The organism is Pantoea sp. UBA6567, from assembly GCF_002434165.1.
GTDB classification, from domain to species: Bacteria; Pseudomonadota; Gammaproteobacteria; order Enterobacterales; family Enterobacteriaceae; genus Pantoea; species Pantoea eucrina.
Window position 1 is genome coordinate 160,392 of the sequence record NZ_DJJN01000002.1, and the last position, 23,774, is coordinate 184,165.

Here is a 23,774-nt window from a genome sequence, read left to right on the forward strand (position 1 = left end):
GGATATGGTTGCGGTCAGAAGTGCGCATTTAAATACGGCAGGGGAGTTTGCCCTCGATCAGTGGATTGCCAGCCTGACGATTAGCAATCCCCAATCCTGTGAGCGACTGGCAGAGACCTGGCGCTACTGTGAAGCCGAAACGCGCGAGCACCCCGATCAGACTCTGCTGCTGTGGCGCGGTATTGAGATGGTGGAAATCCTCACTATGCTCAGTATGGATTGCGATAGCCTGTGCGCAGCGCTGCTGTTTCCGCTGGCCAACGCAGAGGTGGTCAGTGAGGAGAAGCTGGAGCAGGCGTTTGGCAAAGGGATTGTCTCCCTGGTGCACGGCGTACGCGACATGGATGCCATTCGCCAGCTGAAAGCGATTCATAATGACTCTATGGCTTCAGCCCAGGTGGACAATGTCCGCCGTATGCTGCTCGCGATGGTGGAAGATTTCCGCTGCGTGGTCATCAAGCTGGCCGAGCGGATTGCGCATCTGCGTGAGATGAAAGATGCGCCAGAAGATGAACGCGTGCTGGCGGCAAAAGAGAGCACGAACATCTATGCGCCGCTGGCTAACCGGCTCGGTATCGGCCAGCTGAAGTGGGAGCTCGAAGATTACTGCTTCCGCTATCTGCATCCGGATGAATATAAACGCATCGCGAAGCTGCTGCATGAGCGGCGCATCGATCGTGAACAATATATCGATAACTTTGTGACCAATCTGCGTCAGGAGATGCAGAAAGAGGGCGTGCGGGCAGAAGTCTACGGGCGGCCGAAACATATCTACAGCATCTGGCGCAAGATGCAGAAAAAGTCGCTGGCGTTTGATGAGCTGTTCGACGTGCGCGCGGTACGCATCGTGGCAGAGCGTTTGCAGGACTGTTATGGCGCACTCGGTACGGTGCACACCCTCTACCGGCATCTGCCGAGCGAATTTGACGATTATGTCGCAAACCCTAAGCCCAATGGCTATCAGTCCATTCATACCGTGGTGCTGGGGCCGCAGGGCAAAACCGTTGAGATTCAGATCCGTACCCGTCAGATGCATGAAGATGCCGAACTTGGCGTGGCGGCGCACTGGAAATATAAAGAGGGCCCGGGCGTCAGCAACTCGCGCGGGGCTGCCGGACACGAAGAGCGTATCGCCTGGCTGCGCAAGCTGATTACCTGGCAGGAAGAGATGGCGGATTCCGGTGAAATGCTGGAGGAGGTTCGCAGTCAGGTCTTCGACGATCGCGTTTACGTCTTTACGCCAAAAGGCGATGTGGTGGATCTGCCCGCCGGCTCCACGCCGCTCGACTTTGCCTATCACATTCACAGCGATATTGGCCATCGCTGTATCGGGGCGAAGATCAGCGGCCGCATTGTGCCTTTTACCTATCAGCTGCAGATGGGCGATCAGATCGAGATCATCACCCAGAAGCAGCCCAATCCAAGCCGCGACTGGCTCAACCCGAATCTGGGCTACATCACGACCAGCCGCGGGCGCTCCAAGGTACACGCCTGGTTCCGTAAGCAGGATCGCGATAAAAATATCGTGGCGGGCCGCCAGATCCTCGATAACGAGCTGAGCCAGCTCGATATCAGCATGCGCGAGGCGGAGAAGATTTTGCTGCCGCGCTACAACGTTGGCTCGCAGGATGAGCTGCTGGCGATGATTGGCGGCGGCGATATTCGTCTCAATCAGATGATCAACTTCCTGCAGGCAAAGCTCAATAAGCCGAGCGCTGAAGAGGAAGATCGTGAAGCGCTGCGTCAGCTGACGCAGAAGTCGCATCACGCCTCAAACGCCCGTAAAGAGAGCGGTCGCGTGGTGGTGGAGGGGGTGGGAAACCTGATGCATCACATTGCCCGCTGCTGCCAGCCTATTCCCGGCGACGATATCACCGGCTTTATTACTCAGGGACGCGGCATCTCGATTCACCGCGCCGACTGCGATCAGCTCAGTGAACTGATCTCTCATGCGCCAGAGCGTATCGTTGATGCCGTCTGGGGGGAGAGCTACTCCAGCGGCTATTCGCTGGTGGTGCGCGTTACCGCCAACGACCGCAGCGGCCTGCTGCGTGATATCACGACCATACTGGCGAATGAAAAGGTCAATGTACTGGGCGTCTCCAGCCGCAGCGATACCAGAAAACAGCTGGCGACCATTGATATGGATATTGAGATCTACAACCAGCAGGTGCTGGGGCGCGTGCTGGCGCGGCTTAATCAGGTGCCAGATATTATCGACGCGCGTCGTTTGAATTAACGCGCAGCCGGCACTGGCCCGCTGCTCTTCAGGGTCGCCTTTTACGGCGGCCCTTTTTATACCGTTGTTTGAGGATTTTTCATGACTGCCCTGAACCGTCTGCTTAGCCTGATGCAAACCCTGCGCGATCCGGCGCGCGGCTGCCCGTGGGATCGCCAGCAGACCTTTGCCACTATTGCTCCCTATACGCTGGAAGAGACATACGAAGTGCTTGACGCTATTCAGCGGGAAGACTTTACCGATCTGCGCGATGAGCTGGGCGATCTGCTGTTTCAGATTGTGTTTTATGCCCGTATGGCAGAGGAGGAGGGGCGTTTTAACTTCGACGATATCTGCAACGCAATAAGCGACAAGCTCGAACGCCGTCATCCGCATATCTTTGGCAGCGCCGAGGCTGAGAGCGCCGCAGAGGTGTTGCAGAACTGGGAAGCGATCAAACAGGATGAACGCGCGGCGAAAGCGCAGCACTCGGCGCTGGATGATATTCCGCGCGCGCTGCCGGCACTGATGCGGGCGCATAAAATCCAGAAGCGCTGCAGCAGCGTGGGCTTTGACTGGGACAGCCTCGGACCGGTGCTGGATAAGGTGCATGAGGAGATTGACGAAGTCATGCATGAAGCGCAGCAGGCCACTGTCGACAGCGACAAGCTGGAGGAGGAGATTGGCGATCTGCTGTTTGCGACGGTAAATCTGTCACGCCACCTCGGCAGCAAAGCGGAAATTGCGCTGCAGAAAGCCAACGACAAATTTGAACGCCGCTTTCGCCACGTAGAGCAGATTATTACCGCGCAGGGATTGAGTATGCCTGCGGCGACGCTGGAGCAGATGGAAGCGGCGTGGCAGCAGGTAAAACTGAGTGAGAACAATCACTAACCTGTTAAGCGTCATACTGCTGTTTATTCCAGCAGTGTGCATAATTCAGCCGCTTGCGCTTACTCGATTCAGCCATCCAGCAACTTTGTGACATGCGTCAACATTTTCTGGCTGGCTATCCGCTATGTTAGCCGCTGCACGGCGCGGGAGGATGGTGTGATTCATCAATTGTGGCTGGGGACGACTTCGGGTATACTGCTTTCCCGTCCTGGTTATTCCATCGTCTTTAAACCTAAACTCTCAGGTTCAGCATGACAACGAATTATATTTTTGTGACCGGCGGGGTCGTTTCCTCTCTGGGCAAAGGCATTGCCGCAGCCTCCCTCGCAGCTATCCTCGAAGCACGTGGTCTGAATGTGACCATCATGAAACTCGATCCGTATATCAACGTTGATCCGGGTACCATGAGCCCGACGCAGCATGGTGAAGTGTTTGTCACCGATGACGGGGCCGAAACCGATCTGGATTTAGGTCACTACGAGCGCTTCATTCGTACCAAGATGTCGCGTCGTAACAACTTTACGACCGGTCGTATCTACTCAGAAGTGCTGCGCAAAGAGCGTCGCGGCGACTATCTGGGCGCCACGATCCAGGTGATCCCCCACATTACTAATGCCATCAAAGAGCGCATCATCGAAGGTGGCGAAGGTCATGATGTCGTGCTGGTTGAGATTGGTGGCACCGTAGGCGATATTGAATCCCTGCCGTTCCTGGAAGCGATTCGCCAGATGGCGGTAGACGTGGGCCGTGAACACACCATGTATATGCATCTGACGCTGGTGCCATATATGGCGGCAGCGGGTGAAGTGAAAACCAAGCCTACTCAGCACTCGGTTAAAGAGCTGCTGTCGATTGGTATTCAGCCAGATGTGCTGATCTGCCGCTCCGATCGCGCGGTACCTGCTAACGAGCGGGCGAAAATCGCGCTGTTCTGCAACGTGCCGGAAAAAGCGGTTATCTCGCTGAAAGATGTCGATTCCATCTACAAAATCCCGGGCCTGCTGAAGTCGCAGGGTCTGGATGACTATATCTGTAAGCGTTTCAGTCTGAACGCGCCGGAAGCTAACCTTGCCGAGTGGGAGCAGGTTATCTATGAAGAAGCGAATCCGGGCGGGGAAGTGACTATCGGTATGGTCGGCAAGTATGTTGAGCTGCCGGACGCCTACAAGTCAGTGATTGAAGCCCTTAAGCACGGTGGTCTGAAAAACCGCGTAACCGTCAACATCAAGCTGATCGATTCGCAGGATGTCGAGACGCGCGGCGTGGAGATCCTCAAAGATCTCGATGCAATTCTTATCCCCGGCGGTTTCGGCTACCGCGGCGTGGAAGGCAAGCTGATGACGGCGCAGTACGCGCGTGAAAATAACATCCCGTACCTTGGCATCTGCCTCGGCATGCAGATTGCGCTGATGGAGTTCGCGCGCAATGTGGCCGGGATGGAAGGCGCCAACTCCACCGAATTTGTGCCAGACTGTAAATACCCGGTTGTCGCGCTGATCACTGAATGGCGTGATGAGCATGGCAACGTTGAGCAGCGTACTGAGCAGAGCGATCTGGGCGGCACCATGCGTCTGGGTAGCCAGCAGTGTCAGCTGACGCCGGAAAGTAAAGTGCGCCAGCTCTACGGTTCTGATGTGATTACCGAGCGCCACCGTCACCGTTATGAAGTCAACAATCTGCTGCTGAAGCCGATTGAAGCGGCGGGTCTGCATGTTGCGGGCCGTTCCGGCGACGATCAACTGGTTGAGATTATTGAAATCCCGAACCATCCGTGGTTTGTGGCCTGCCAGTTCCATCCGGAGTTCACATCGACACCGCGTGATGGTCATCCGCTGTTTGCCGGCTTTGTGAAAGCCGCGCAGGAGCACCAGAAGCGTTTAGCGAAGTAAGAGTTTACGAACAACGCGCGAACTTTTCGCGCGTTGTTTGTCTTAGGATTGACTAACTTGTACTGAGGAAAATCGAATGTCCAAAATCGTTAAAGTCATTGGTCGCGAAATCATCGACTCCCGTGGCAACCCGACTGTAGAAGCAGAAGTGCATCTGGAAGGCGGTTTCGTTGGTCTGGCGGCGGCTCCATCAGGCGCTTCTACCGGTTCACGTGAAGCACTGGAGCTGCGCGACGGTGATAAGTCTCGCTTCCTGGGCAAAGGCGTAACCAAAGCGGTTGCTGCGGTTAACGGCCCAATCGCTGACGCGGTAAAAGGCAAAGATGCCAAAGACCAGGCGAACATCGATAAGATCATGATCGAGCTGGACGGTACTGATAACAAATCCAACTTCGGTGCAAACGCCATTCTGGCTGTTTCTCTGGCCGCAGCGAAAGCTGCTGCAGCATCAAAAGGCCTGCCGCTCTACGCACACATTGCTGAGCTGAATGGCACCCCAGGCAAATACTCTATGCCACTGCCAATGATGAACATCATCAACGGCGGTGAGCACGCGGATAACAACGTAGATATCCAGGAGTTCATGATCCAGCCTGTGGGCGCGAAAAATATCAAAGAAGCCATCCGTATGGGTTCTGAAGTATTCCACAACCTGGCTAAAGTTCTGAAAGCCAAAGGCATGAGCACTGCAGTCGGTGATGAAGGTGGCTATGCGCCAAACCTCGGCTCTAACGCTGAAGCGCTGGCAGTTATCGCTGAAGCGGTAAAAGCAGCGGGCTATGAGCTGGGTAAAGATATCACCCTGGCGATGGACTGTGCCGCATCTGAATTCTATAAAGATGGCAAATATGTTCTGGCTGGCGAAGGCAACAAAGCGTTCTCTTCCGAAGAGTTCACTCACTTCCTGGAAGATCTGACCAAACAGTACCCAATCGTCTCTATTGAAGATGGTCTGGATGAGTCTGACTGGAACGGCTTTGCTTACCAGACCAAAGTGCTGGGCGACAAAATCCAGCTGGTGGGCGACGATCTGTTTGTCACCAATACCAAAATCCTGAAGGAAGGTATTGATAAAGGCATCGCGAACTCTATCCTGATCAAATTCAACCAGATCGGCTCTCTGACCGAAACGCTGGCTGCAATCAAGATGGCGAAAGATGCGGGCTACACGGCCGTTATTTCTCACCGTTCAGGCGAGACAGAAGATGCAACTATCGCTGACCTGGCGGTAGGTACTGCAGCTGGCCAGATCAAAACCGGTTCTATGAGCCGTTCTGACCGCGTAGCTAAATACAACCAGCTGATCCGTATCGAAGAAGCGCTGGGTGAGAAAGCGCCGTTCAACGGTCTGAAAGAAGTGAAAGGCCAGGCGTAATCGCCCGCCGGTGCTGCTCTGTGCAGCACGGTTTGCCTGAAGCCCCGCCCAGTGCGGGGCTTTTTGTTTTTCAGGGCACAAAGCGGCTGTGAAGCCGCAGTAAAAATCTGCCATAATCTGCGCCCCGAATGAGAGACGTGAGTGAAAAATGTTCTACCCGATTAACGAAATGTTCCAGACGCTGCAGGGCGAAGGGTTTTATACCGGCGTGCCGGCCATCTTTATCCGCTTACAGGGATGTCCGGTGGGATGCAGCTGGTGTGATACCAAACATACCTGGGAGAAGCGCGCGGATCGGGAGACCTCACTGGGTGATATTCTGGTAAAAACCGTGGAGAGCGATGCCTGGGGAAGTGCAGACGCCGCCACGCTGATTGAGACCATCGCCCGGCAGGGCTGGAGCGCGCGCCACGTAGTGATCACCGGCGGCGAACCGGCAATTTTTGACCTGCGTCCGCTAACAGAGGGTCTGGAAGCGCACGGGTTCCAGTGTCAGATCGAGACCAGCGGCACTCATGAGGTGCACTGCTCTGCGGCAACCTGGGTTACAGTCTCACCTAAGGTGAATATGCGCGGAGGCTACGATGTGCTGCTGCAGGCGCTGACGCGCGCGGATGAGATCAAGCATCCGGTGGCGCGCGAGCGTGACGTTGAGGCGCTCGATGAGCTGCTGGCGGAGCTGCATGACGATAAACCGCGTATTGTGGCGCTGCAGCCGATCAGCCGCGGCGATGCCGCAACCCGGCTCTGTATTGAAACCTGCATCGCCCGTAACTGGCGGCTCTCTATGCAGACGCACAAGTATCTGAATATCGCCTGATTCACAGCAGGGGCGCATCAATGCGCCCCCTACGCACATATCCACAGGGGCGCCATTTATGGCGCCCGGATAGAAATCGCACATCGGCCAGGGACGCATTAATGCGTCCCCTACGCACATACCGGTAGGGGCGCGCCCGGGTCAGCTACTGCTTCGCTTTATATGCGTCGAATGCCTGCTTAATCTCTGCTCTGGCCTTAGCGGCATCTTCAAAACCGTTGAGCTCGACCTTCTTACGGCCATCCGGTAACTGTTTATACACCCGGAAAAAGGCTTCCAGCCGCTGCTGCTCGATTCGCGGCAGATCGCTTATCTCTTTAATATCATCATAGGTTGGATCAATTTTGCTGGCGGGCACGGCGACAATCTTGTCATCCACCTCACCGCCATCAATCATCTTTAGCACGCCAATCGCGCGCAGCTTAATCAGGGTGCCGGGCTGTAACGGCGCCCGGGCGTAAAAAATCACATCCAGCGGATCGTTATCGCCACTCAGTGACTGAGTCAGCGAACCGTAGTTGGCGGGATAGGCGACCGGCATAGACTGAAAACGGTCAGCCACGATAAACCCGGTTTTAGCATCGGTTTCATATTTGATCGTCCCGCCTGCCGGAATTTCTGTCACCGCATAAAACTCCGCCGGCATACTCTCCGGCTGGGGAAAATCAAGTACGTTTTGCGCCTGAACGGCAGCAGAGGCAGAGATAAAAACAGCAAGCAGAGAAAGGTGTTTCACAAGGTTCATTGTTGATTCTCTTGATCTTTGACAGAGGAGACAACAACGTAGAGGGGGATCGTTACAAAGAGATGAATCAGCAGTAATCGGCTGTTCGAAGATTAATACAGGTATCACAGCGGTTCAGAGACCGGCACCTGTGGTTCCACGTTGCAGGAAGGCGGCAACCGCGTTCATCCTCAGGCGCTTACATGAGTAAGCAACCGGGGGTGGAGAAGGGCAGCCAGCGCACCTGCAGCGTGGAAGAGGCCGCTCTGGTCAGCCGCGGTAAACGCAGCCTGCCGTACAGGTCTCTTTGATCATGACCGCGCTCAGCACCGGCAGCACCGGCTTAAGCTCATCCCAGATCCACTTCGCCAGCACTTCACTGGTGGGATTCTCCAGACCCGGAATATCGTTCAGGTAGTGATGATCCAGCCGCTCATAAAGCGGACTGAAAATCGCTTTCAGTTCAGCAAAATCCATGACCCAGCCGGTATACGCATCCACTTCACCGGTTATTTCCAGTCGCACCAGAAAGGAGTGGCCGTGCAGACGACCGCATTTGTGCCCTTCAGGCACGTGAGGTAAGCGGTGAGCCGCTTCAAACTGGAACTCTTTAAACAGCGTGGTAGACATAATGACTCTCAGACGGAAAAACCGCTGAAGTCTACCTGAAAAGCAGATTTTTCGCACCCGTGGGGGTGTAAAAGCGCATTTAACGCGATCCGGTAACGCGGTTGAAGATAAAACCCATATTTTACAAAGGGATGATTTACCACTTTTGGCGGTTAGCGATACCCGAAAAACCGCTTAGTCGTTTTGGTTATTTATTATGTCGAACCCTTATTTAATCGTTAATATACAGCTCGGTAACCTACCTCCTCTTCCACCGCTTCTCGGTCCGGACTTCTGACACTGGAATTTTTAACGCGATGACGACTCAGGCACCCCCAGGCTCCATGCTGCCGCTCTCTCCGGAGCAACTTGCGCGCTTACAGGCGGCGACCACGGAATTTAATACGACTCAGCTTGCCTGGCTTTCGGGCTACTTCTGGGGCATGGTCAACCAGACGCCTGGCGCGGTGGCGACACCTGCTGCTCCGCCAGCGGAAACCTCGGGTGTCACGCTGATTTCAGCCTCGCAAACCGGCAACGCGCGTCGCCTGGCAGAACAGCTGCGTGATGATCTGCTGGCAGCGAAACTGAACGTGAATCTGGTTAACGCCGGCGACTATAAGTTCAAGCAGATCGGCCAGGAAAAGCTGCTGGTTATCGTCACCTCGACCCAGGGCGAAGGCGAACCACCGGAAGAGGCGGTGGCGCTGCATAAATTCCTGCTGTCGAAGAAGGCACCGAAAATGGATGGCGCGGCGTTTGCCGTGTTTGGTCTTGGCGACACCTCTTACGAATTTTTCAGCCAGGCGGGCAAAGATTTCGATAGCCGTCTGGCCGAGCTGGGCGCAGAGCGCCTGCTGGATCGTGTCGATGCGGACGTTGAATATAGCGAGCTGGCCAGCGCCTGGCGCCTGCAGCTGACCGATCTGCTGAAGGCGCGCGTGCCGGTCGCCCCTGCGGCGCAGATTGCGGCCAGCAGCGCCGGCAGCGTCAACCTGGTTGACAGCAGTCCTTATACGAAAGAGCTGCCGCTTACCGCCAGCTTTGCGCTGAATCAGAAAATCACCGGCCGCCTCTCTGATAAAGATGTGCGCCATATTGAGATCGATCTCGGTGATTCCGGCCTGCGTTACCAGCCGGGTGACGCGCTGGGCGTCTGGTATGAGAATGATGCAGAGCTGGTAGAGGAGCTGCTGCAGCTGGTGTGGCTGAAAGGCGATGAGCAGGTGACGGTGCAGGGCAAAACGCTGCCGCTGGCTGAAGCGCTGCAGACGCAGTTTGAACTCACGGTCAACACGCCGCAGATAGTGGAGCGCTACGCCGCGCTGTCGCGCAATGAGGCGCTGCTGGCGCTGGCAGAAGATAAGCAGAAGCTGCAGAGCTATGCCCAGAGCTTCCCGATTGTGGATATGGTGCGCCAGGCGCCCACTGAACTGAATGCCGAGCAGCTGACGGGCTTACTGCGCCCGCTGACGCCGCGTCTTTACTCTATCGCCTCCTCCCAGGCGGAGAGCGAAAACGAGGTGCATATTACGGTGGGTGCGGTGCGCTATGAAATCGATGGCCGTCAGCGCGGCGGTGGTGCCTCCACCTGGCTTGCCGACCGTCTGGAAGAAGAGGGCGCCATTCGCGTCTTTATCGAGCACAATGATAACTTCCGCCTGCCGGCCAATCCGGATGCACCGGTAATTATGATTGGTCCGGGCACCGGTATTGCGCCGTTCCGCGCGTTTATGCAGCAGCGTGATAATGACGGTGCCGGCGGTAAAAACTGGCTGTTTTTCGGCAACCCGCACTTCACCGAAGATTTTCTCTATCAGGTAGAGTGGCAGAAGTATGTTAAGCAGGGGCTGCTGACGAATATCGATCTCGCCTGGTCACGCGATCAGGCTGAGAAAGTCTATGTACAGGATAAAATCCGGGCGAAAGGCGCAGAGGTCTGGCGCTGGATCGAAGAGGGCGCTCACCTTTACGTTTGTGGCGATGCGAATCGCATGGCGAAAGATGTGGAGCAGGCATTACTGGATGTGGTGGTCGAACACGGCGGCATGGATCGTGAAACGGCTGATGAATTTTTGAGTGAGCTGCGCATTGAGCGCCGTTATCAGCGAGACGTTTACTAATGAGCGAAAAACACCCTGGACCGCTGGTGGTTGAAGGTAAACTTTCTGACGCCGAGCGTCTGAAAAAAGAGAGCAACTATCTGCGTGGCACCATCTTAGACGATCTCGACGATGGCCTGACCGGTGGGTTCACCGGCGATAACTTCCTGCTGATCCGCTTTCACGGCATGTATCAGCAGGACGATCGCGATATTCGCGCCGAGCGAGCTGAGCAGAAGCTGGAGCCGCGTCACGCCATGATGCTGCGCTGCCGTCTGCCGGGCGGCATTATTACGCCGACGCAGTGGCTGGCGATTGATAAGTTTGCGGCTGAAAAAACGCTTTATGGCAGCATCCGCCTGACGAACCGGCAGACGTTTCAGTTTCACGGTATTCTGAAAAAGAATGTGAAACCCACGCATCAGATGCTGCATGAAGTGGGACTCGATGCGCTGGCGACCGCCAATGACGTTAACCGCAACGTACTCTGCACCTCAAATCCGGTTGAGTCTGAGCTGCATCAGGAAGCTTATGAGTGGGCGAAAAAGCTCTCTGAGCACCTGCTGCCGCAGACCCGCGCTTATGCGGAGATCTGGTGGGATAAGGAAAAAGTTGCGACCACAGATAAAGAGCCGATTCTTGGCGAAACCTATCTGCCGCGTAAGTTTAAAACCACCGTGGTGGTGCCGCCGCACAATGATGTCGATCTGCATGCTAACGATCTCAACTTCATTGCGATTGCAGAGCACGGCAAGCTGATAGGTTTCAATGTGCTGGTAGGGGGAGGCCTCTCTATTGAGCATGGCAATAAAGCGACCTACGCCCGTACCGCCAGTGAGTTCGGTTTCCTGCCGGTGGAGAAGATCCTCGATGTGGCCGCCGCGGTAGTGACCACGCAGCGCGACTGGGGTAATCGCACCGATCGCAAAAACGCTAAAACTAAATATACCCTTGAGCGCGTGGGCGTTGAGACGTTTAAAGCGGAAGTGGAAAAGCGTGCCGGTCTGACTTTCGCGCCGGCGCGTCCGTATGAATTCACCACCCGCGGCGATCGTATCGGCTGGGTTAAAGGTATCGACAACAAGTGGCATCTGACGCTGTTTATCGAAAATGGTCGCCTGCTTGATTACCCGGGCCGTCCGCTGAAAAGCGGCATCGCTGAAATCGCCAGAGTACACCAGGGTGATTTCCGCCTCACCGCCAACCAGAACCTGATTGTGGCTGGCGTGCCGGAGGCGCAGAAAGCGCAGATTGAAGCGATCGCCCGCGAGCACGGCCTGATGGAAAGCGTAACGCCGCAGCGTGAAAACTCGATGGCCTGCGTAGCGTTTCCGACCTGTCCGCTGGCGATGGCAGAAGCGGAGCGTTTCCTGCCATCATTTGTTACCAAAGTCGAAGAGATCATGCATCGTCACGGCGTGGGCGAAGAGCATATCGTTCTGCGCGTAACCGGCTGCCCGAACGGCTGCGGTCGTGCGCTGCTGGCGGAGCTGGGGCTGGTTGGCAAAGCGCCGGGTCGCTACAACCTGCATCTCGGCGGGAACCGCGTGGGTACGCGCATTCCGCGTATGTACCGCGAAAATATCACTGAGAGCGAAATTCTGGCCACGATTGATGAACTGGTGGCGCGCTGGGCAAACGAGCGCGAGGCCGGTGAAGGTTTTGGTGACTTCACGATCCGCACCGGTATCGTTAAAGCGGTGACGGATCCGGCTCGTGACTTCTGGGACGCGGAGGCTGTATGACCCTGCCCGATCTCGCCGTACTCAACAGCGGCAGCAAAGTTGACCGAATTATGGCGCTGGCTGAAAGCAACGTGCAGCTGGAGAAACTCTCTGCTGAAGCGCGCGTCAGCTGGGCGCTGGAACAGCTGCCGGGGGCCTTTGTGCTCTCATCCAGTTTTGGGATCCAGGCGGCGGTGCTGCTGCATATGGTGACGCAGCAGCGGCCGGATATTCCGGTGATCCTCACCGACACCGGTTACCTGTTCCCGGAAACCTATCGCTTTATCGATGAGTTAACGGCAAAGCTTAACCTTAACCTGCAGATTTTCCGTGCGGAAACCTCGCCCGCATGGCAGGAAGCGCGCTACGGCAAACTATGGGAGCAGGGCGTGGACGGCATTGAGCAGTATAACCAGCTCAATAAAGTGGAACCGATGAACCGGGCGCTGAGCACGCTGGGCGCACAGACCTGGTTTGCCGGACTGCGGCGCGATCAGTCAGGCAGCCGTGCCAGCCTGCCGGTGCTGGCGGTACAGCGCGGTGTCTTTAAGATCCTGCCCATTATCGACTGGGATAACCGGCAGGTGCATCAGTACCTGAAACAGCACGGCCTGAGCTACCACCCGCTGTGGGATGAGGGCTACCTTTCGGTGGGTGATACCCATACCACGCGAAAATGGGAACCGGGCATGGCAGAAGAAGAGACGCGCTTCTTCGGCCTCAAGCGCGAGTGCGGTTTGCACGAAGGCTAACCACCATCCACAGGGCGAATTTTCGCCCTGTTTTTTGTTTCCCTCTCACGCACCTCTGTTAATTCCTAAAGTCATGCCCGGCTGGCCGCAGCCGAAATCGTGCTGCCTGAAAAAAGCGTTATAAAATCAATTCTTAAGCAGAAAAACGCATCAGCTTTGCCAGCGCTATATTCCATTTGGTAACTACTCATGCGAAATCGTAATTTCATCTGGCGGAATAGCGCGACGTATAGTCGCGATAACTTATTGTAAAACTAGCAAGGTTATCGTGGATTATCTGCCCCTCTTTGCCGATCTCAGACAGCGTCCGGTGCTGGTTGTCGGCGGTGGTGAAATCGCTGCCCGTAAAATTGAACTGCTGCGCCGGGCTGGCGCGCGCATCCTGGTGGCCGCCCGCGAGCTGGGGCATGAACTGCAGGCGCTGGAGGCAGAACAGGCCGTAGAGTGGATAGCCCGCAGTTTTGAGCCGGCTCAGCTCGACGGCGTATTTCTGGTTATTGCTGCCACCGACGATAACGCACTTAATTCACAGGTGTTTGACGCCGCCAACGCGCGGCACAAGCTGGTTAACGTGGTGGATGACCAGCCTAAATGCAGCTTTATCTTCCCTTCTATTGTTGACCGCTCACCGCTGGTGGTGGCGATCTCATCCAGCGGCACCGCCCCGGTACTGGCGCGGCTGCTGCGGGAGAAAATCGAAGCGCTGCTGCCGGCAAACCTGGGTCAGATGGCCGCGCTGGCAGGAGAGTGGCGCGACAAAGTCAAACAGCGCTATCGCAAAATGTCCGATCGCCGCCGCTTCTGGGAGCGCGCCTTTAATGGCCTGTTTGCCAGCCAGATGGCGGCCGGTAACGTCAGCGCCGCGCGCCAGACGCTCGATCGCGAACTGGAACATATCAGCGATAACCAGGGCGAAATTGCGCTGGTCGGCGCGGGTCCTGGCGACAGCGGTCTGCTGACGCTGCGCGGTCTGCAGGTGATGCAGCTGGCTGATGTGGTGCTGTATGACCATCTGGTCAGCGATGAGGTGCTGGATCTGGTGCGGCGCGATGCCGATCGCATCTGCGTCGGAAAACGCGCCGGCGCCCATTCGGTGCCGCAGGAAGAGACGAACCAGCTGCTGGTATCACTGGCGCTGCAGGGCAAGCGCGTCGTGCGTCTGAAAGGCGGCGATCCCTTTATCTTTGGCCGCGGCGGCGAAGAGCTGCAGGCGGCGAAAGCGGCAGGCATTCCGTTCCAGGTGGTGCCGGGTATTACTGCCGCCGCAGGCGCGACCGCCTATGCCGGTATTCCGCTGACGCACCGCGATTATGCGCAGAGCGTGATGTTTATTACCGGCCACTGCCGCGCTGACGGCGATGGCATCGACTGGCCATCCCTCGCGCGTGCGCGCCAGACGCTGGCTATCTATATGGGCACCGTAAAAGCAGCGGAAATTGCCGCCGGTCTGATTGACCACGGCCGCGATCCGCTGACGCCCGTGGCGGTGATTGGCCGCGGCACGCGTCAGGATCAGCAGGTGCTGACCGGAACCCTGAATCAACTTGAGGTGCTGGCAGCCGCCGCGCCGACGCCTGCGCTGTTAGTGATTGGCGAAGTGGTGAACTTGCACGGGCAATTAGCCTGGTTTCAACATTCTGCACAGCAGGGGGCTCGCGAGTCCGCCGTTGTCAATTTGGCTTGAGGAAAAACTATGGACCAAAATCGTCTTACTCATCTGCGTCAGCTGGAAGCAGAGAGTATCCATATCATCCGCGAGGTGGCGGCCGAGTTCAGCAATCCGGTGATGATGTACTCCATCGGCAAAGACTCCTCGGTAATGCTTCATCTGGCGCGTAAAGCATTCTTCCCGGGAACCCTGCCGTTTCCTCTGCTGCACGTGGATACCGGCTGGAAATTCCGCGAAATGTATGAGTTTCGCGACCGTACGGTGAAAAACATGGGTGCCGAGCTGCTGGTGCACCGTAATCCGGAAGGCGTGGCAATGGGGATCAACCCGTTTGTTCACGGCAGCGCCAAACATACCGATATTATGAAGACGGAAGGGCTGAAGCAGGCGCTCAACAAATACGGTTTTGATGCCGCCTTTGGTGGCGCGCGCCGTGATGAAGAGAAATCGCGCGCGAAAGAGCGCATCTACTCTTTCCGCGATCGCTTTCATCGCTGGGATCCCAAAAATCAGCGTCCTGAGCTGTGGCATAACTACAACGGCCAGATCAACAAGGGCGAAAGCATTCGCGTATTTCCGCTCTCTAACTGGACCGAACTCGATATCTGGCAATACATCTTCCTGGAAAACATCGAAATCGTACCGCTCTACCTGGCCGCGCCGCGCCCGGTACTGGAGCGCGACGGCATGCTGATGATGATCGATGACGATCGTATCAACCTGCAGCCAGGTGAAGAGATCACCGAGCGCATGGTGCGTTTCCGTACGCTGGGCTGCTGGCCGCTGACCGGCGCCGTAGAGTCTGAAGCGCAGACGCTGCCGGAGATTATCGAAGAGATGCTGGTCTCCACCACCAGCGAACGCCAGGGACGCATGATTGACCGCGACCAGGCGGGATCGATGGAACTGAAAAAACGCCAGGGTTATTTCTAAGGAGACGCAGATGAATACCGTTATTGCACAACAGATTGCCGAGCAGGGTGGCGTAGAAGCCTGGCTGACGGCGCAACAACATAAGAGCCTGCTGCGTTTCCTGACCTGCGGCAGCGTAGATGACGGCAAGAGCACCCTGATTGGCCGCCTGCTGCACGATACGCGACAGATTTATGAAGATCAGCTCTCCTCTCTGCATAACGACAGCAAACGTCATGGTACCCAGGGTGAAAAACTCGATCTGGCGCTGCTGGTGGATGGCCTGCAGGCGGAGCGCGAGCAGGGCATCACTATCGATGTCGCCTATCGCTACTTCTCGACGGAAAAACGCAAGTTTATTATCGCGGATACCCCGGGGCACGAGCAGTACACCCGCAATATGGCCACCGGCGCCTCAACCTGCGATCTGGCTATTCTGCTGATCGACGCGCGCAAAGGCGTGCTGGATCAGACCCGGCGCCACAGCTTTATCTCAACGCTGCTGGGCATCAAACATCTGGTAGTGGCGATCAACAAAATGGATCTGGTGGAGTATCGCCAGGAGACATTTGAGCAGATCAAACAGGATTACCTCGACTTCGCGGCCCAGCTGCCGGGCGATCTGGATATTCGTTTTGTACCGATGTCCGCGCTGGAAGGGGACAATGTCGCTACCCCGAGCACGACTATGCCGTGGTACAGCGGTCCGACGTTGCTGGACGTACTGGAAACGGTTGAGCTGAAGCGCGTTGTCGATCACCAGCCCATGCGTTTCCCGGTGCAGTATGTTAACCGTCCTAATCTCGATTTCCGCGGCTATGCCGGAACGCTGGCGTCAGGCACCGTACGGCCGGGAGATCGGGTAAAAGTCCTGCCTTCTGGCGTGGAGTCGACTATCGCACGTATCGTGACCTTTGATGGTGATCTGCCGGAAGCTGCGGCGGGTGAAGCGATTACGCTGGTGCTGAACGATGAGATCGATATCAGCCGCGGCGACCTGCTGGTTGCTGCCGATGCTGAACTGCAGGCGGTACAGTGCGCTACGGTTGACGTGGTCTGGATGGCGGAGCAGCCGCTGAAGCCGGGTCAAAGCTATGAAATCAAAATTGCGGGCAAAAAAGCGCGCGGCCGGGTGGAAAAAATCCTGCATCAGGTGGAGATCAATACCCTGGCAACGCACACCGTTGACAGCCTGCCGCTGAACGGTATCGGACTGGTAGAAATCACCTTTGATGAGCCGATGGTGCTGGATCCTTACCAGCAAAACCCGGTAACTGGCGGCATGATCTTCATTGACCGGCTGAGCAACGTCACCGTGGGCGCCGGTATGATTAACCAGCCGCAGAGCGCAGCACCTGCTACAGCGGGTAACTTTAGCGCCTTTGAGCTGGAGCTGAATGCGCTGGTGCGTCGTCACTTCCCGCACTGGAACGCGCGCGATCTGCTGGGCGGTGCGTAATGGCGCAGCATGATGAAAACGTGGTGTGGCACGACCATCCGGTCACCCGGGCGGCGCGTGAGCAGCAGCATGGTCATCAGGGTGTAGTGCTGTGGTTTACCGGGCTCTCCGGCTCGGGTAAATCCACCGTGGCAGGTGCGCTGGAGCAGGCGCTGCATCAGCTTGGCGTCAGCACTTACCTGCTGGACGGTGACAACGTGCGCCACGGTCTGTGCCGCGATCTCGGCTTCAGCGATGACGATCGCCGGGAGAATATCCGGCGCGTGGGTGAGGTGGCCCGGCTGATGGTCGATGCCGGACTGGTGGTGCTCACCGCCTTCATCTCGCCGCACCGGGCTGAGCGGCAGATGGTGCGCGATCTGCTGGGCGAAGGTGAGTTTATTGAGGTCTTTGTCGATACACCGCTGGCGGTGTGTGAAGCGCGCGATCCGAAAGGATTATATAAAAAAGCGCGCGCCGGTGAACTGCGTAATTTCACCGGTATTGACAGCGCGTATGAGGCGCCCGAAGCCGCTGATATCACGCTGGATGGCGAACAATTGGTTACAAAACTCGCGGCCCAATTGTTAGACCTGCTGCGCCGCCGCGATATCATCAGATCCTGAACCGACGCGGCAAACGCCTTCTCCGGGTTTGCCGCATTTTAGCGTCAACAGGATCTCTATGCAGAACGTCACTCCCATGCCCGCACGCAAAGACGACAGCTTGCCCGAAGAGCCGCGCTCCTCGTTACCCGGCGGCGTTATTGGCTTTTTTGCCTACTGGTGCGCGCTGGCCATTCCCTTTCTGCTCTACGGCTCCAATACGCTGTTCTTTTTTCTCTATACCTGGCCTTTTTTCCTCGCGCTGCTGCCGGTATCGGTGCTGGCCGGCATTGTGCTGAGCCTGATGATGCGTGGACACCTCTTCTGGTGCGCCCTGGCGACCGGTCTGCTGGTCATCTGCCTCTTCTGGCTGGTGTTCTCCTATCTGTCCGGATGGTAAGCACAGAGATGTGCAAACGCATCCGCTGGTTACAAAAGTTTGCCTGCTGTTTTTCGTATCCGCCTGCTATAAATAATCCGGATAAATCTGCTTACGCGCCATTTTCGCTGCCGCAGTGGAGTCCGGGCTCAAGTTATGGGATGATTGGGCCGTTTTTCAGGGGGCGGGGATGGGAAAACTGACGTTACTGCTGCTCGCGCTACTGGGATGGTTGCAATATTCCCTGTGGCTGGGCAAGAACGGTATCCATGATTACACACGCGTCAGCGAAGACGTGGTGTCACAACAGGCGAATAACGCCAAACTCAAAGCGCGAAACGATCAGCTGTTTGCCGAAATTGACGATCTCAATGGCGGTTCAGAGGCGATTGAGGAGCGCGCACGCAGCGAGCTGGGCATGATTAAACCCGGCGAGACTTTCTATCGCCTGGTGGCAGACCAGAACAAACGAAATGCGCAGCAGTCTGCGCAAAATCAGCAACGATAACAACATGACTCACCACTCTCACGCTGCGGATGTGATTGCCGTCGTGCCGGCTGCCGGTGTCGGCAGTCGCATGCAGGCAGCGTTTCCCAAGCAATATCTCACTATTGGTACCATGACGCTGCTGGAACACAGCGTGGCGCGCCTGCTGGCTAACGCCGCAGTGCAGCAGGTGATTGTCGCCGTCAGCGCTGACGACGGCTGGTTCGATTCGCTGCCGCTGGCGCACGATCCGCGCGTGGTGCGGGTCACCGGCGGCGCAACCCGGGCCGAGTCAGTGCTGGCAGGGTTACAGCACATCAGAGAGAGCGCATGGGTGCTGGTGCATGACGCCGCGCGCCCGTGCCTTCATGCTGACGACCTGGCACGGCTGCTGGCCGTGCGGGAGTACAGCAGAACCGGCGCCATTCTGGCAGCACCGGTACGCGATACCATGAAGCGCGCTGAGCCGGGCAAAACGGCGGTGGCACATACGGTGGAGCGTGACGATCTCTGGCACGCGCTGACGCCACAGTTTTTCCCGCATAGGCTGCTGACTGCCTGCCTGAGCCGGGCGCTCAGCGAAGGCGCTACGATCACGGATGAGGCGTCAGCGCTGGAGTATTGCGGCTATCATCCGCAGCTGATTAGCGGGCGCAGCGACAACATCAAGGTCACGCGGCCGGAAGATCTGGCGCTGGCGGCCTTTTACCTTACTCAGATTCAACGACAGGAGAACGCATAATGCGTATCGGTCACGGCTTCGACGTTCACGCTTTTGGCGGTGAAGGTCCACTGGTGATTGGCGGGGTGCGTATCCCGTTTGAGCACGGTTTTATTGCCCACTCCGACGGCGACGTTGCGCTGCATGCGCTGACCGATGCCCTGCTGGGCGCGGTGGCGATGGGCGATATTGGCAAGCTTTTTCCGGATACGGATCCGGCGTTTAAAGGAGCTGACAGCCGCGGCTTGCTGCGCGAAGCGTGGCGTCGTATTCAGGCGAAAGGCTACGCCATTGGCAACGTTGACGTCACAATTATCGCGCAGGCGCCTAAAATGCTGCCGCACGTGCCGCAGATGCGCGTCAATATCGCCGAAGATCTGGGCTGCCATATGGATGCGGTTAACGTGAAGGCCACCACCACCGAAAAGCTCGGCTTTACCGGACGCGGTGAAGGTATTGCCTGCGAGGCAGTGGCTCTGCTGGTAAAGGCTGACGCATGAGTGAGCTGCACTATCTGCACGGCGTGCCTGCTGCCACTGGCATAATTAAAGCGCGTCCGGATGATTTTGTGGTGATCGAAGATCTCGGTTATCCCTATGACGGCGACGGCGAGCAGCTGCTGGTACGCATCCGCAAAACGGGCTGCAACACGCGTTTTGTTGCTGAAGCCCTGGCAAAATATCTGGGCGTGCCGGCGCGCGACCTGAGCTATGCCGGCATGAAAGATCGCCACGCCGTGACTGAACAGACGCTCTGTTTCCGCCTGCCGGGTAACGCAATGCCGGTAATGAGCGGCTTTCAGCTTGAAGGGGTTGAGATCCTGCAGGTGATCCGGCACAGGCGTAAGCTGCGTACCGGCGCGCTGGCGGGAAATGCCTTTCGGCTGGTGATCCGCGACGTGTCTGATCGCGCCGACGTTGACGCGCGCCTGCAGCAGATTCAGGCTCAGGGCGTTCCCAACTATTTTGGCGAGCAGCGCTTTGGCCGCGGCGGGAATAACCTGCAGCAGGCGCAGCGCTGGGCAGAAGAGCAGTTTCATCCGCGCGATCGGAATATGAAAGGCCTGCTGCTGTCAGCCGCGCGTAGCTACCTGTTTAATCAGGTGACCAGCGCGCGTCTGCAGCGCGACGGCTCACTGCAGCTGGCGCAGGCAGGCGATGCGCTGCAGCTCGCCGGACGCGGCAGCTGGTTTGTCGCCGCTGCCGATGAGCTGCCAGCGCTGCAGCAGCGCGTGGCCGCGCATGAGCTGCGCATCACGGCACCGCTGGCGGGACGCGGTGAGGCGGGCACGCAGGGAGAAGTTGCCGCATTCGAGCAGCAGCAGCTGGCGCAGTCGCCGGCACTGCTGACGCTGCTGACGCGTGAACGGGTTGATACCGCCCGCCGCGCGATGCTGGTGGTGCCGGATAATCTGCAGTGGCAGTGGCAGGATGACGCCACGCTGGCCCTGCAGTTCTGGCTGCCCGCCGGCAGCTTCGCCACCAGCCTGGTGCGCGAGCTGCTGAGCAACGGCGCTGCGGCACCGCTCGGCGACGAGTAGCGCTGACGCCCGGCGCGTTAATCCACCCGGCCGCTGGCCGGGTTCTGACCACTGCAGAGACAAACCCTGCCTCTGTCACGATTTACGTCTACCACTTCCCGCGCCTCATCGCTAGAATGCATCTATCCCTGTCTCACCGGCCGCTGGCGTAACTACGCCCGATTTTTCGCACAGCCGTCACCGGCTGGCGGGGACCGGTGAATGAACAAAGGTCAGAAACAGATGCGGATATTGCTGAGTAACGACGATGGAATCCATGCGCCCGGCATTCAGACGCTGGCGCACGCGCTGCGGGAATTTGCTGAGGTACAGGTGGTGGCACCCGACCGCAACCGCAGCGGTGCCTCAAATTCACTGACGCTGGAAACGCCGCTGCGTACCTTCACGCATGCCAGCGGCGATATCGCTGTACAGATGGGGACACCCACCGACTGCGTTTTTCTCGGCGTGAATAAGCTGATGCAACCGCGTCCTGACATTGTGGTCTCAGGCATCAATGCCGGTCCCAATCTGGGCGATGATGTGATCTATTCCGGTACCGTTGCAGCTGCGATGGAGGGGCGCCATCTCGGCCTGCCGGCGCTGGCGGTGTCGCTGAATGGTCATACGCACTATGACAGTGCGGCAGCCGTAACCTGCGTGCTGCTGCGTGCGCTCTCCCGGGCACCGCTGCGTACCGGACGTATCCTCAATATTAATGTGCCCGATTTGCCACTGGCGCAGATTAAAGGTTTTCGCGTCACGCGCTGCGGCAGCCGCCATCCGGCAGATCAGGTGATTTGCACTGAAGATCCGCGCGGCCAGCCGCTCTACTGGATAGGCCCGCCAGGCAAACAGCTTGATGCCGGCCCCGACACCGATTTTGCCGCCGTAGACGCCGGCTATGTTTCGCTGACGGCGCTGCATGTCGATCTCACCGCACACGCCGCGCAGAGCGTGCTGCATGACTGGCTGCTGCAGGCAGAGGTCTCACTGGCATGATAAACCGGCGCATCGACACGCTGTTAGCCCAGCTGCGGGCGCAGGGCATTACAGATGAGCGTCTGCTGCAGGCGATTGCGGATGTACCACGTGAGCGCTTTGTAGATGAAGCGTTTGAGCACAAGGCGTGGGACAACATGGCACTCCCTATCGGCAGCGGACAGACCATTTCCCAGCCCTATATGGTAGCGCGTATGACCGCGCTGCTGGAGCTGAACCCGCACTCCCGCGTACTGGAAATCGGCACCGGCTCCGGCTATCAGACCGCTATTCTGGCGCATCTGGTCAATCACGTCTGTTCCGTTGAGCGCATCAAAGGGTTGCAGTGGCAGGCTAAACGCCGTCTGAAGCAGCTCGACCTGCATAATATCTCTACCCGGCACGGTGATGGCTGGCTCGGCTGGCCCGCGCGCGGGCCGTTTGATGCCATCATTGTTACCGCAGCGCCCCCCGAAATTCCGACTGCGCTGATAGCACAGCTGGGTGAGGGTGGCAGAATGGTGCTGCCGGTGGGGGAGGACCATCAGGTGCTTAAGCGTCTGCGCCGCCACAAGGGCGAGCTGACGGAAGAGATTATCGAGCCGGTACGCTTTGTTCCGCTGGTGCAGGGTGACCTGGCGTAAGGGCGATCTTACGTATTTCTTCACAATCACAGCGTGGCATGGCGCAGGTGATATTGTTACTATCCTCTTTTTCGATACCGATGCGCGTTTGAGCCTATTCGCGTAGAGATTTATGCGGTTCAGGCCGCGAGAGAGTTCTGACCAGTATTGCCATCACGGGGGAGCAATGAGCACAGGAAGCACCGCATTTCAATTACGCCGTCTGGCGGCAGTCTCACTGGTAGGTTTCTGGCTGGCTGGCTGTAGCTCTGGCGATAATACGCAGGCGCCTATCAGTCAGGTTGGCAGTAATAATGGCGGCGGTATGCTGACCCCTCAGGGCGGCGGTATGGTCGCTCCACAAGGGGGTGGTATGGTTTCCGGGCAGAGTTCGCAGGTGCCCGCTATGCCACAGGGCGGAATGTTAAGCAGTAATACATCTTCTGCTGCTCCTGCGGGTGGAATGATTAGTGCCAGTAATAATGTAGCGACTGAAAACGGACGCATTGTTTACAACCGCAATTACGGGAATATTCCGAAAGGCAGCTACGGCGGTGAAACCTATACCGTCAAACATGGCGATACCCTGTTTTATATTGCCTGGATCACCGGCAATGACTTCCGCGATCTGGCTCAGCGCAACAATATTCCCGCGCCATACGGCCTGAGCGCAGGGCAAACCCTGCAGGTAGGCAACGGTAACGGTCAGACAATTACCGGTGGAAATGCGATTACAGCAGCCGATGCCAGCCAGAGCGGAGCCACCGGAACAACGGCGCAAACGCAAATAAAATCCCCTGCTGTTGCACAGCAACCTGTTATTACGTATTCTGATGATTCAGGTTCGACAGGTGGGAAAATGCTACCGTCGAAAGGAGCAACTAATGTGGCAACGACCACAGCTCCGGTTACCGCACCGCCTACAGTCAGCAGCACCTCAAATAGCTCAACCCCGGTGGGGAGCTGGCGCTGGCCGACTGATGGCAAGATCATCGATAACTTCTCTGCTGCGGAAGGCGGAAACAAAGGTATCGATATCGCCGGGTCTCGCGGACAATCTGTTGTCGCTACCGCATCGGGAAGGGTGGTGTACGCAGGTAACGCGTTACGCGGGTACGGTAATTTAATCATCATTAAGCATAATGATGATTATCTGAGTGCCTACGCCCACAACGATACAATGCTGGTCCGGGAACAACAGGAAGTTAAGGCGGGGCAAAAGATAGCTACCATGGGTAGCACCGGTACCAGTTCAGTTAGATTGCACTTTGAAATTCGTTACAAGGGGAAATCCGTAAATCCGTTGCGTTATTTACCGCAGCGATAATCCGGC

General features: G+C 57.2%; 22 protein-coding genes. 20 read left to right on the top strand and 2 right to left on the bottom strand.

The window, feature by feature from the left end; genetic code table 11:
• The first annotated feature begins 4 nt into the window (after positions 1 to 4).
• The 5 genes from relA to queE all read left to right on the top strand — a co-directional run bounded on the left by relA (position 5) and on the right by queE (position 7,196).
• Entirely contained in the window at positions 5 to 2,239 is a 2,235-nt protein-coding gene (gene relA / locus B4M48_RS01070) for a GTP diphosphokinase (protein WP_039379884.1), read from the top strand.
• A gap of 81 nt (positions 2,240 to 2,320) precedes the next feature.
• On the top strand, positions 2,321 to 3,112 hold the full coding sequence (gene mazG / locus B4M48_RS01075) for a nucleoside triphosphate pyrophosphohydrolase (protein WP_039379882.1): 792 nt from the start codon (positions 2,321 to 2,323) through the stop codon (positions 3,110 to 3,112).
• Between the two features lie 251 nt (positions 3,113 to 3,363).
• On the top strand, positions 3,364 to 5,001 hold the full coding sequence (gene pyrG / locus B4M48_RS01080) for a glutamine hydrolyzing CTP synthase (protein WP_288655776.1): 1,638 nt from the start codon (positions 3,364 to 3,366) through the stop codon (positions 4,999 to 5,001).
• A gap of 76 nt (positions 5,002 to 5,077) precedes the next feature.
• Positions 5,078 to 6,376: a phosphopyruvate hydratase gene (eno, locus tag B4M48_RS01085; protein WP_065648317.1), complete on the top strand. Its 1,299-nt coding sequence runs from the start codon at positions 5,078 to 5,080 to the stop codon at positions 6,374 to 6,376.
• A gap of 148 nt (positions 6,377 to 6,524) precedes the next feature.
• The gene (gene queE, locus B4M48_RS01090; RefSeq protein WP_039379876.1) at positions 6,525 to 7,196 is read left to right on the top strand and encodes a 7-carboxy-7-deazaguanine synthase QueE; all 672 of its coding nucleotides are present in this window, start codon (positions 6,525 to 6,527) and stop codon (positions 7,194 to 7,196) included.
• A gap of 145 nt (positions 7,197 to 7,341) precedes the next feature.
• Here queE and B4M48_RS01095 read toward each other — a convergent pair whose 3' ends face one another.
• Positions 7,342 to 7,941, bottom strand: coding sequence for an inorganic diphosphatase (locus B4M48_RS01095; RefSeq protein WP_039379874.1), 600 nt, complete (start codon positions 7,939 to 7,941; stop codon positions 7,342 to 7,344).
• Between the two features lie 249 nt (positions 7,942 to 8,190).
• Positions 8,191 to 8,553 (bottom strand): 6-carboxytetrahydropterin synthase QueD, encoded by a 363-nt coding sequence (queD, locus tag B4M48_RS01100; protein ID WP_104085513.1) that lies wholly within the window; start codon positions 8,551 to 8,553, stop codon positions 8,191 to 8,193.
• 293 nt (positions 8,554 to 8,846) lie between these two features.
• Here queD and cysJ point away from each other — a divergent pair, with 293 nt between their 5' ends.
• The 15 genes from cysJ (at position 8,847) to nlpD (ending at position 23,768) form a co-directional block, all read left to right on the top strand.
• Positions 8,847 to 10,652 carry an NADPH-dependent assimilatory sulfite reductase flavoprotein subunit gene (gene cysJ / locus B4M48_RS01105; RefSeq protein WP_288655777.1) on the top strand — a complete coding sequence of 602 codons (1,806 nt, stop codon included), beginning with the start codon at positions 8,847 to 8,849 and terminating at the stop codon, positions 10,650 to 10,652.
• Positions 10,652 to 12,376 (top strand): assimilatory sulfite reductase (NADPH) hemoprotein subunit, encoded by a 1,725-nt coding sequence (gene cysI / locus B4M48_RS01110; protein ID WP_039379868.1) that lies wholly within the window; start codon positions 10,652 to 10,654, stop codon positions 12,374 to 12,376. The genes cysJ and cysI overlap by 1 nt, the downstream gene beginning before the upstream one ends.
• Entirely contained in the window at positions 12,373 to 13,107 is a 735-nt protein-coding gene (locus B4M48_RS01115) for a phosphoadenylyl-sulfate reductase (RefSeq protein WP_039379866.1), read from the top strand. Before cysI ends, B4M48_RS01115 begins: the two co-directional genes overlap by 4 nt.
• A gap of 268 nt (positions 13,108 to 13,375) precedes the next feature.
• On the top strand, positions 13,376 to 14,791 hold the full coding sequence (gene cysG / locus B4M48_RS01120; RefSeq protein ID WP_071668539.1) for a siroheme synthase CysG: 1,416 nt from the start codon (positions 13,376 to 13,378) through the stop codon (positions 14,789 to 14,791).
• Between the two features lie 9 nt (positions 14,792 to 14,800).
• The gene (cysD, locus tag B4M48_RS01125) at positions 14,801 to 15,709 is read left to right on the top strand and encodes a sulfate adenylyltransferase subunit CysD (protein WP_039379862.1); all 909 of its coding nucleotides are present in this window, start codon (positions 14,801 to 14,803) and stop codon (positions 15,707 to 15,709) included.
• 10 nt (positions 15,710 to 15,719) lie between these two features.
• Complete coding sequence (gene cysN / locus B4M48_RS01130; protein WP_039379860.1) at positions 15,720 to 17,147, top strand: sulfate adenylyltransferase subunit CysN; 1,428 nt, start codon at positions 15,720 to 15,722, stop codon at positions 17,145 to 17,147.
• Positions 17,147 to 17,752, top strand: coding sequence for an adenylyl-sulfate kinase (gene cysC / locus B4M48_RS01135; protein WP_039379858.1), 606 nt, complete (start codon positions 17,147 to 17,149; stop codon positions 17,750 to 17,752). The genes cysN and cysC overlap by 1 nt, the downstream gene beginning before the upstream one ends.
• Positions 17,753 to 17,810: 58 nt before the next feature.
• Entirely contained in the window at positions 17,811 to 18,131 is a 321-nt protein-coding gene (locus B4M48_RS01140) for a DUF3561 family protein (RefSeq protein WP_071668538.1), read from the top strand.
• A gap of 169 nt (positions 18,132 to 18,300) precedes the next feature.
• Complete coding sequence (gene ftsB, locus B4M48_RS01145) at positions 18,301 to 18,618, top strand: cell division protein FtsB (RefSeq protein WP_039379853.1); 318 nt, start codon at positions 18,301 to 18,303, stop codon at positions 18,616 to 18,618.
• Between the two features lie 4 nt (positions 18,619 to 18,622).
• On the top strand, positions 18,623 to 19,339 hold the full coding sequence (gene ispD / locus B4M48_RS01150; RefSeq protein WP_039385626.1) for a 2-C-methyl-D-erythritol 4-phosphate cytidylyltransferase: 717 nt from the start codon (positions 18,623 to 18,625) through the stop codon (positions 19,337 to 19,339).
• Entirely contained in the window at positions 19,339 to 19,818 is a 480-nt protein-coding gene (gene ispF, locus B4M48_RS01155; protein ID WP_039379851.1) for a 2-C-methyl-D-erythritol 2,4-cyclodiphosphate synthase, read from the top strand. The genes ispD and ispF overlap by 1 nt, the downstream gene beginning before the upstream one ends.
• Positions 19,815 to 20,858 carry a tRNA pseudouridine(13) synthase TruD gene (gene truD / locus B4M48_RS01160; protein ID WP_071668537.1) on the top strand — a complete coding sequence of 348 codons (1,044 nt, stop codon included), beginning with the start codon at positions 19,815 to 19,817 and terminating at the stop codon, positions 20,856 to 20,858. The genes ispF and truD overlap by 4 nt, the downstream gene beginning before the upstream one ends.
• A 222-nt stretch (positions 20,859 to 21,080) precedes the next feature.
• A complete protein-coding gene (gene surE / locus B4M48_RS01165; RefSeq protein WP_039385625.1) occupies positions 21,081 to 21,839 on the top strand; it encodes a 5'/3'-nucleotidase SurE in 759 nt (252 codons plus the stop codon).
• Positions 21,836 to 22,462 (top strand): protein-L-isoaspartate(D-aspartate) O-methyltransferase, encoded by a 627-nt coding sequence (locus tag B4M48_RS01170; RefSeq protein WP_039379847.1) that lies wholly within the window; start codon positions 21,836 to 21,838, stop codon positions 22,460 to 22,462. Before surE ends, B4M48_RS01170 begins: the two co-directional genes overlap by 4 nt.
• A 166-nt stretch (positions 22,463 to 22,628) precedes the next feature.
• A complete protein-coding gene (nlpD, locus tag B4M48_RS01175) occupies positions 22,629 to 23,768 on the top strand; it encodes a murein hydrolase activator NlpD (protein ID WP_071668536.1) in 1,140 nt (379 codons plus the stop codon).
• The last annotated feature ends 6 nt before the right edge of the window (positions 23,769 to 23,774 follow it).

What these genes read in the sequence shown, in the direction of transcription:
- relA (WP_039379884.1), top strand. Translation starts at nt 5, where the DNA reads ATGGTTGCGGTCAGAAGTGCGCATTTAAATACGGCAGGGGAGTTTGCC.
- mazG (WP_039379882.1), top strand. Translation starts at nt 2,321, where the DNA reads ATGACTGCCCTGAACCGTCTGCTTAGCCTGATGCAAACCCTGCGCGAT.
- pyrG (WP_288655776.1), top strand. Translation starts at nt 3,364, where the DNA reads ATGACAACGAATTATATTTTTGTGACCGGCGGGGTCGTTTCCTCTCTG.
- eno (WP_065648317.1), top strand. Translation starts at nt 5,078, where the DNA reads ATGTCCAAAATCGTTAAAGTCATTGGTCGCGAAATCATCGACTCCCGT.
- queE (WP_039379876.1), top strand. Translation starts at nt 6,525, where the DNA reads ATGTTCTACCCGATTAACGAAATGTTCCAGACGCTGCAGGGCGAAGGG.
- B4M48_RS01095 (WP_039379874.1), bottom strand. Translation starts at nt 7,941, where the DNA reads ATGAACCTTGTGAAACACCTTTCTCTGCTTGCTGTTTTTATCTCTGCC.
- cysJ (WP_288655777.1), top strand. Translation starts at nt 8,847, where the DNA reads ATGACGACTCAGGCACCCCCAGGCTCCATGCTGCCGCTCTCTCCGGAG.
- cysI (WP_039379868.1), top strand. Translation starts at nt 10,652, where the DNA reads ATGAGCGAAAAACACCCTGGACCGCTGGTGGTTGAAGGTAAACTTTCT.
- B4M48_RS01115 (WP_039379866.1), top strand. Translation starts at nt 12,373, where the DNA reads ATGACCCTGCCCGATCTCGCCGTACTCAACAGCGGCAGCAAAGTTGAC.
- cysD (WP_039379862.1), top strand. Translation starts at nt 14,801, where the DNA reads ATGGACCAAAATCGTCTTACTCATCTGCGTCAGCTGGAAGCAGAGAGT.
- cysN (WP_039379860.1), top strand. Translation starts at nt 15,720, where the DNA reads ATGAATACCGTTATTGCACAACAGATTGCCGAGCAGGGTGGCGTAGAA.
- cysC (WP_039379858.1), top strand. Translation starts at nt 17,147, where the DNA reads ATGGCGCAGCATGATGAAAACGTGGTGTGGCACGACCATCCGGTCACC.
- B4M48_RS01140 (WP_071668538.1), top strand. Translation starts at nt 17,811, where the DNA reads ATGCAGAACGTCACTCCCATGCCCGCACGCAAAGACGACAGCTTGCCC.
- ftsB (WP_039379853.1), top strand. Translation starts at nt 18,301, where the DNA reads ATGGGAAAACTGACGTTACTGCTGCTCGCGCTACTGGGATGGTTGCAA.
- ispD (WP_039385626.1), top strand. Translation starts at nt 18,623, where the DNA reads ATGACTCACCACTCTCACGCTGCGGATGTGATTGCCGTCGTGCCGGCT.
- ispF (WP_039379851.1), top strand. Translation starts at nt 19,339, where the DNA reads ATGCGTATCGGTCACGGCTTCGACGTTCACGCTTTTGGCGGTGAAGGT.
- truD (WP_071668537.1), top strand. Translation starts at nt 19,815, where the DNA reads ATGAGTGAGCTGCACTATCTGCACGGCGTGCCTGCTGCCACTGGCATA.
- surE (WP_039385625.1), top strand. Translation starts at nt 21,081, where the DNA reads ATGCGGATATTGCTGAGTAACGACGATGGAATCCATGCGCCCGGCATT.
- B4M48_RS01170 (WP_039379847.1), top strand. Translation starts at nt 21,836, where the DNA reads ATGATAAACCGGCGCATCGACACGCTGTTAGCCCAGCTGCGGGCGCAG.
- nlpD (WP_071668536.1), top strand. Translation starts at nt 22,629, where the DNA reads ATGAGCACAGGAAGCACCGCATTTCAATTACGCCGTCTGGCGGCAGTC.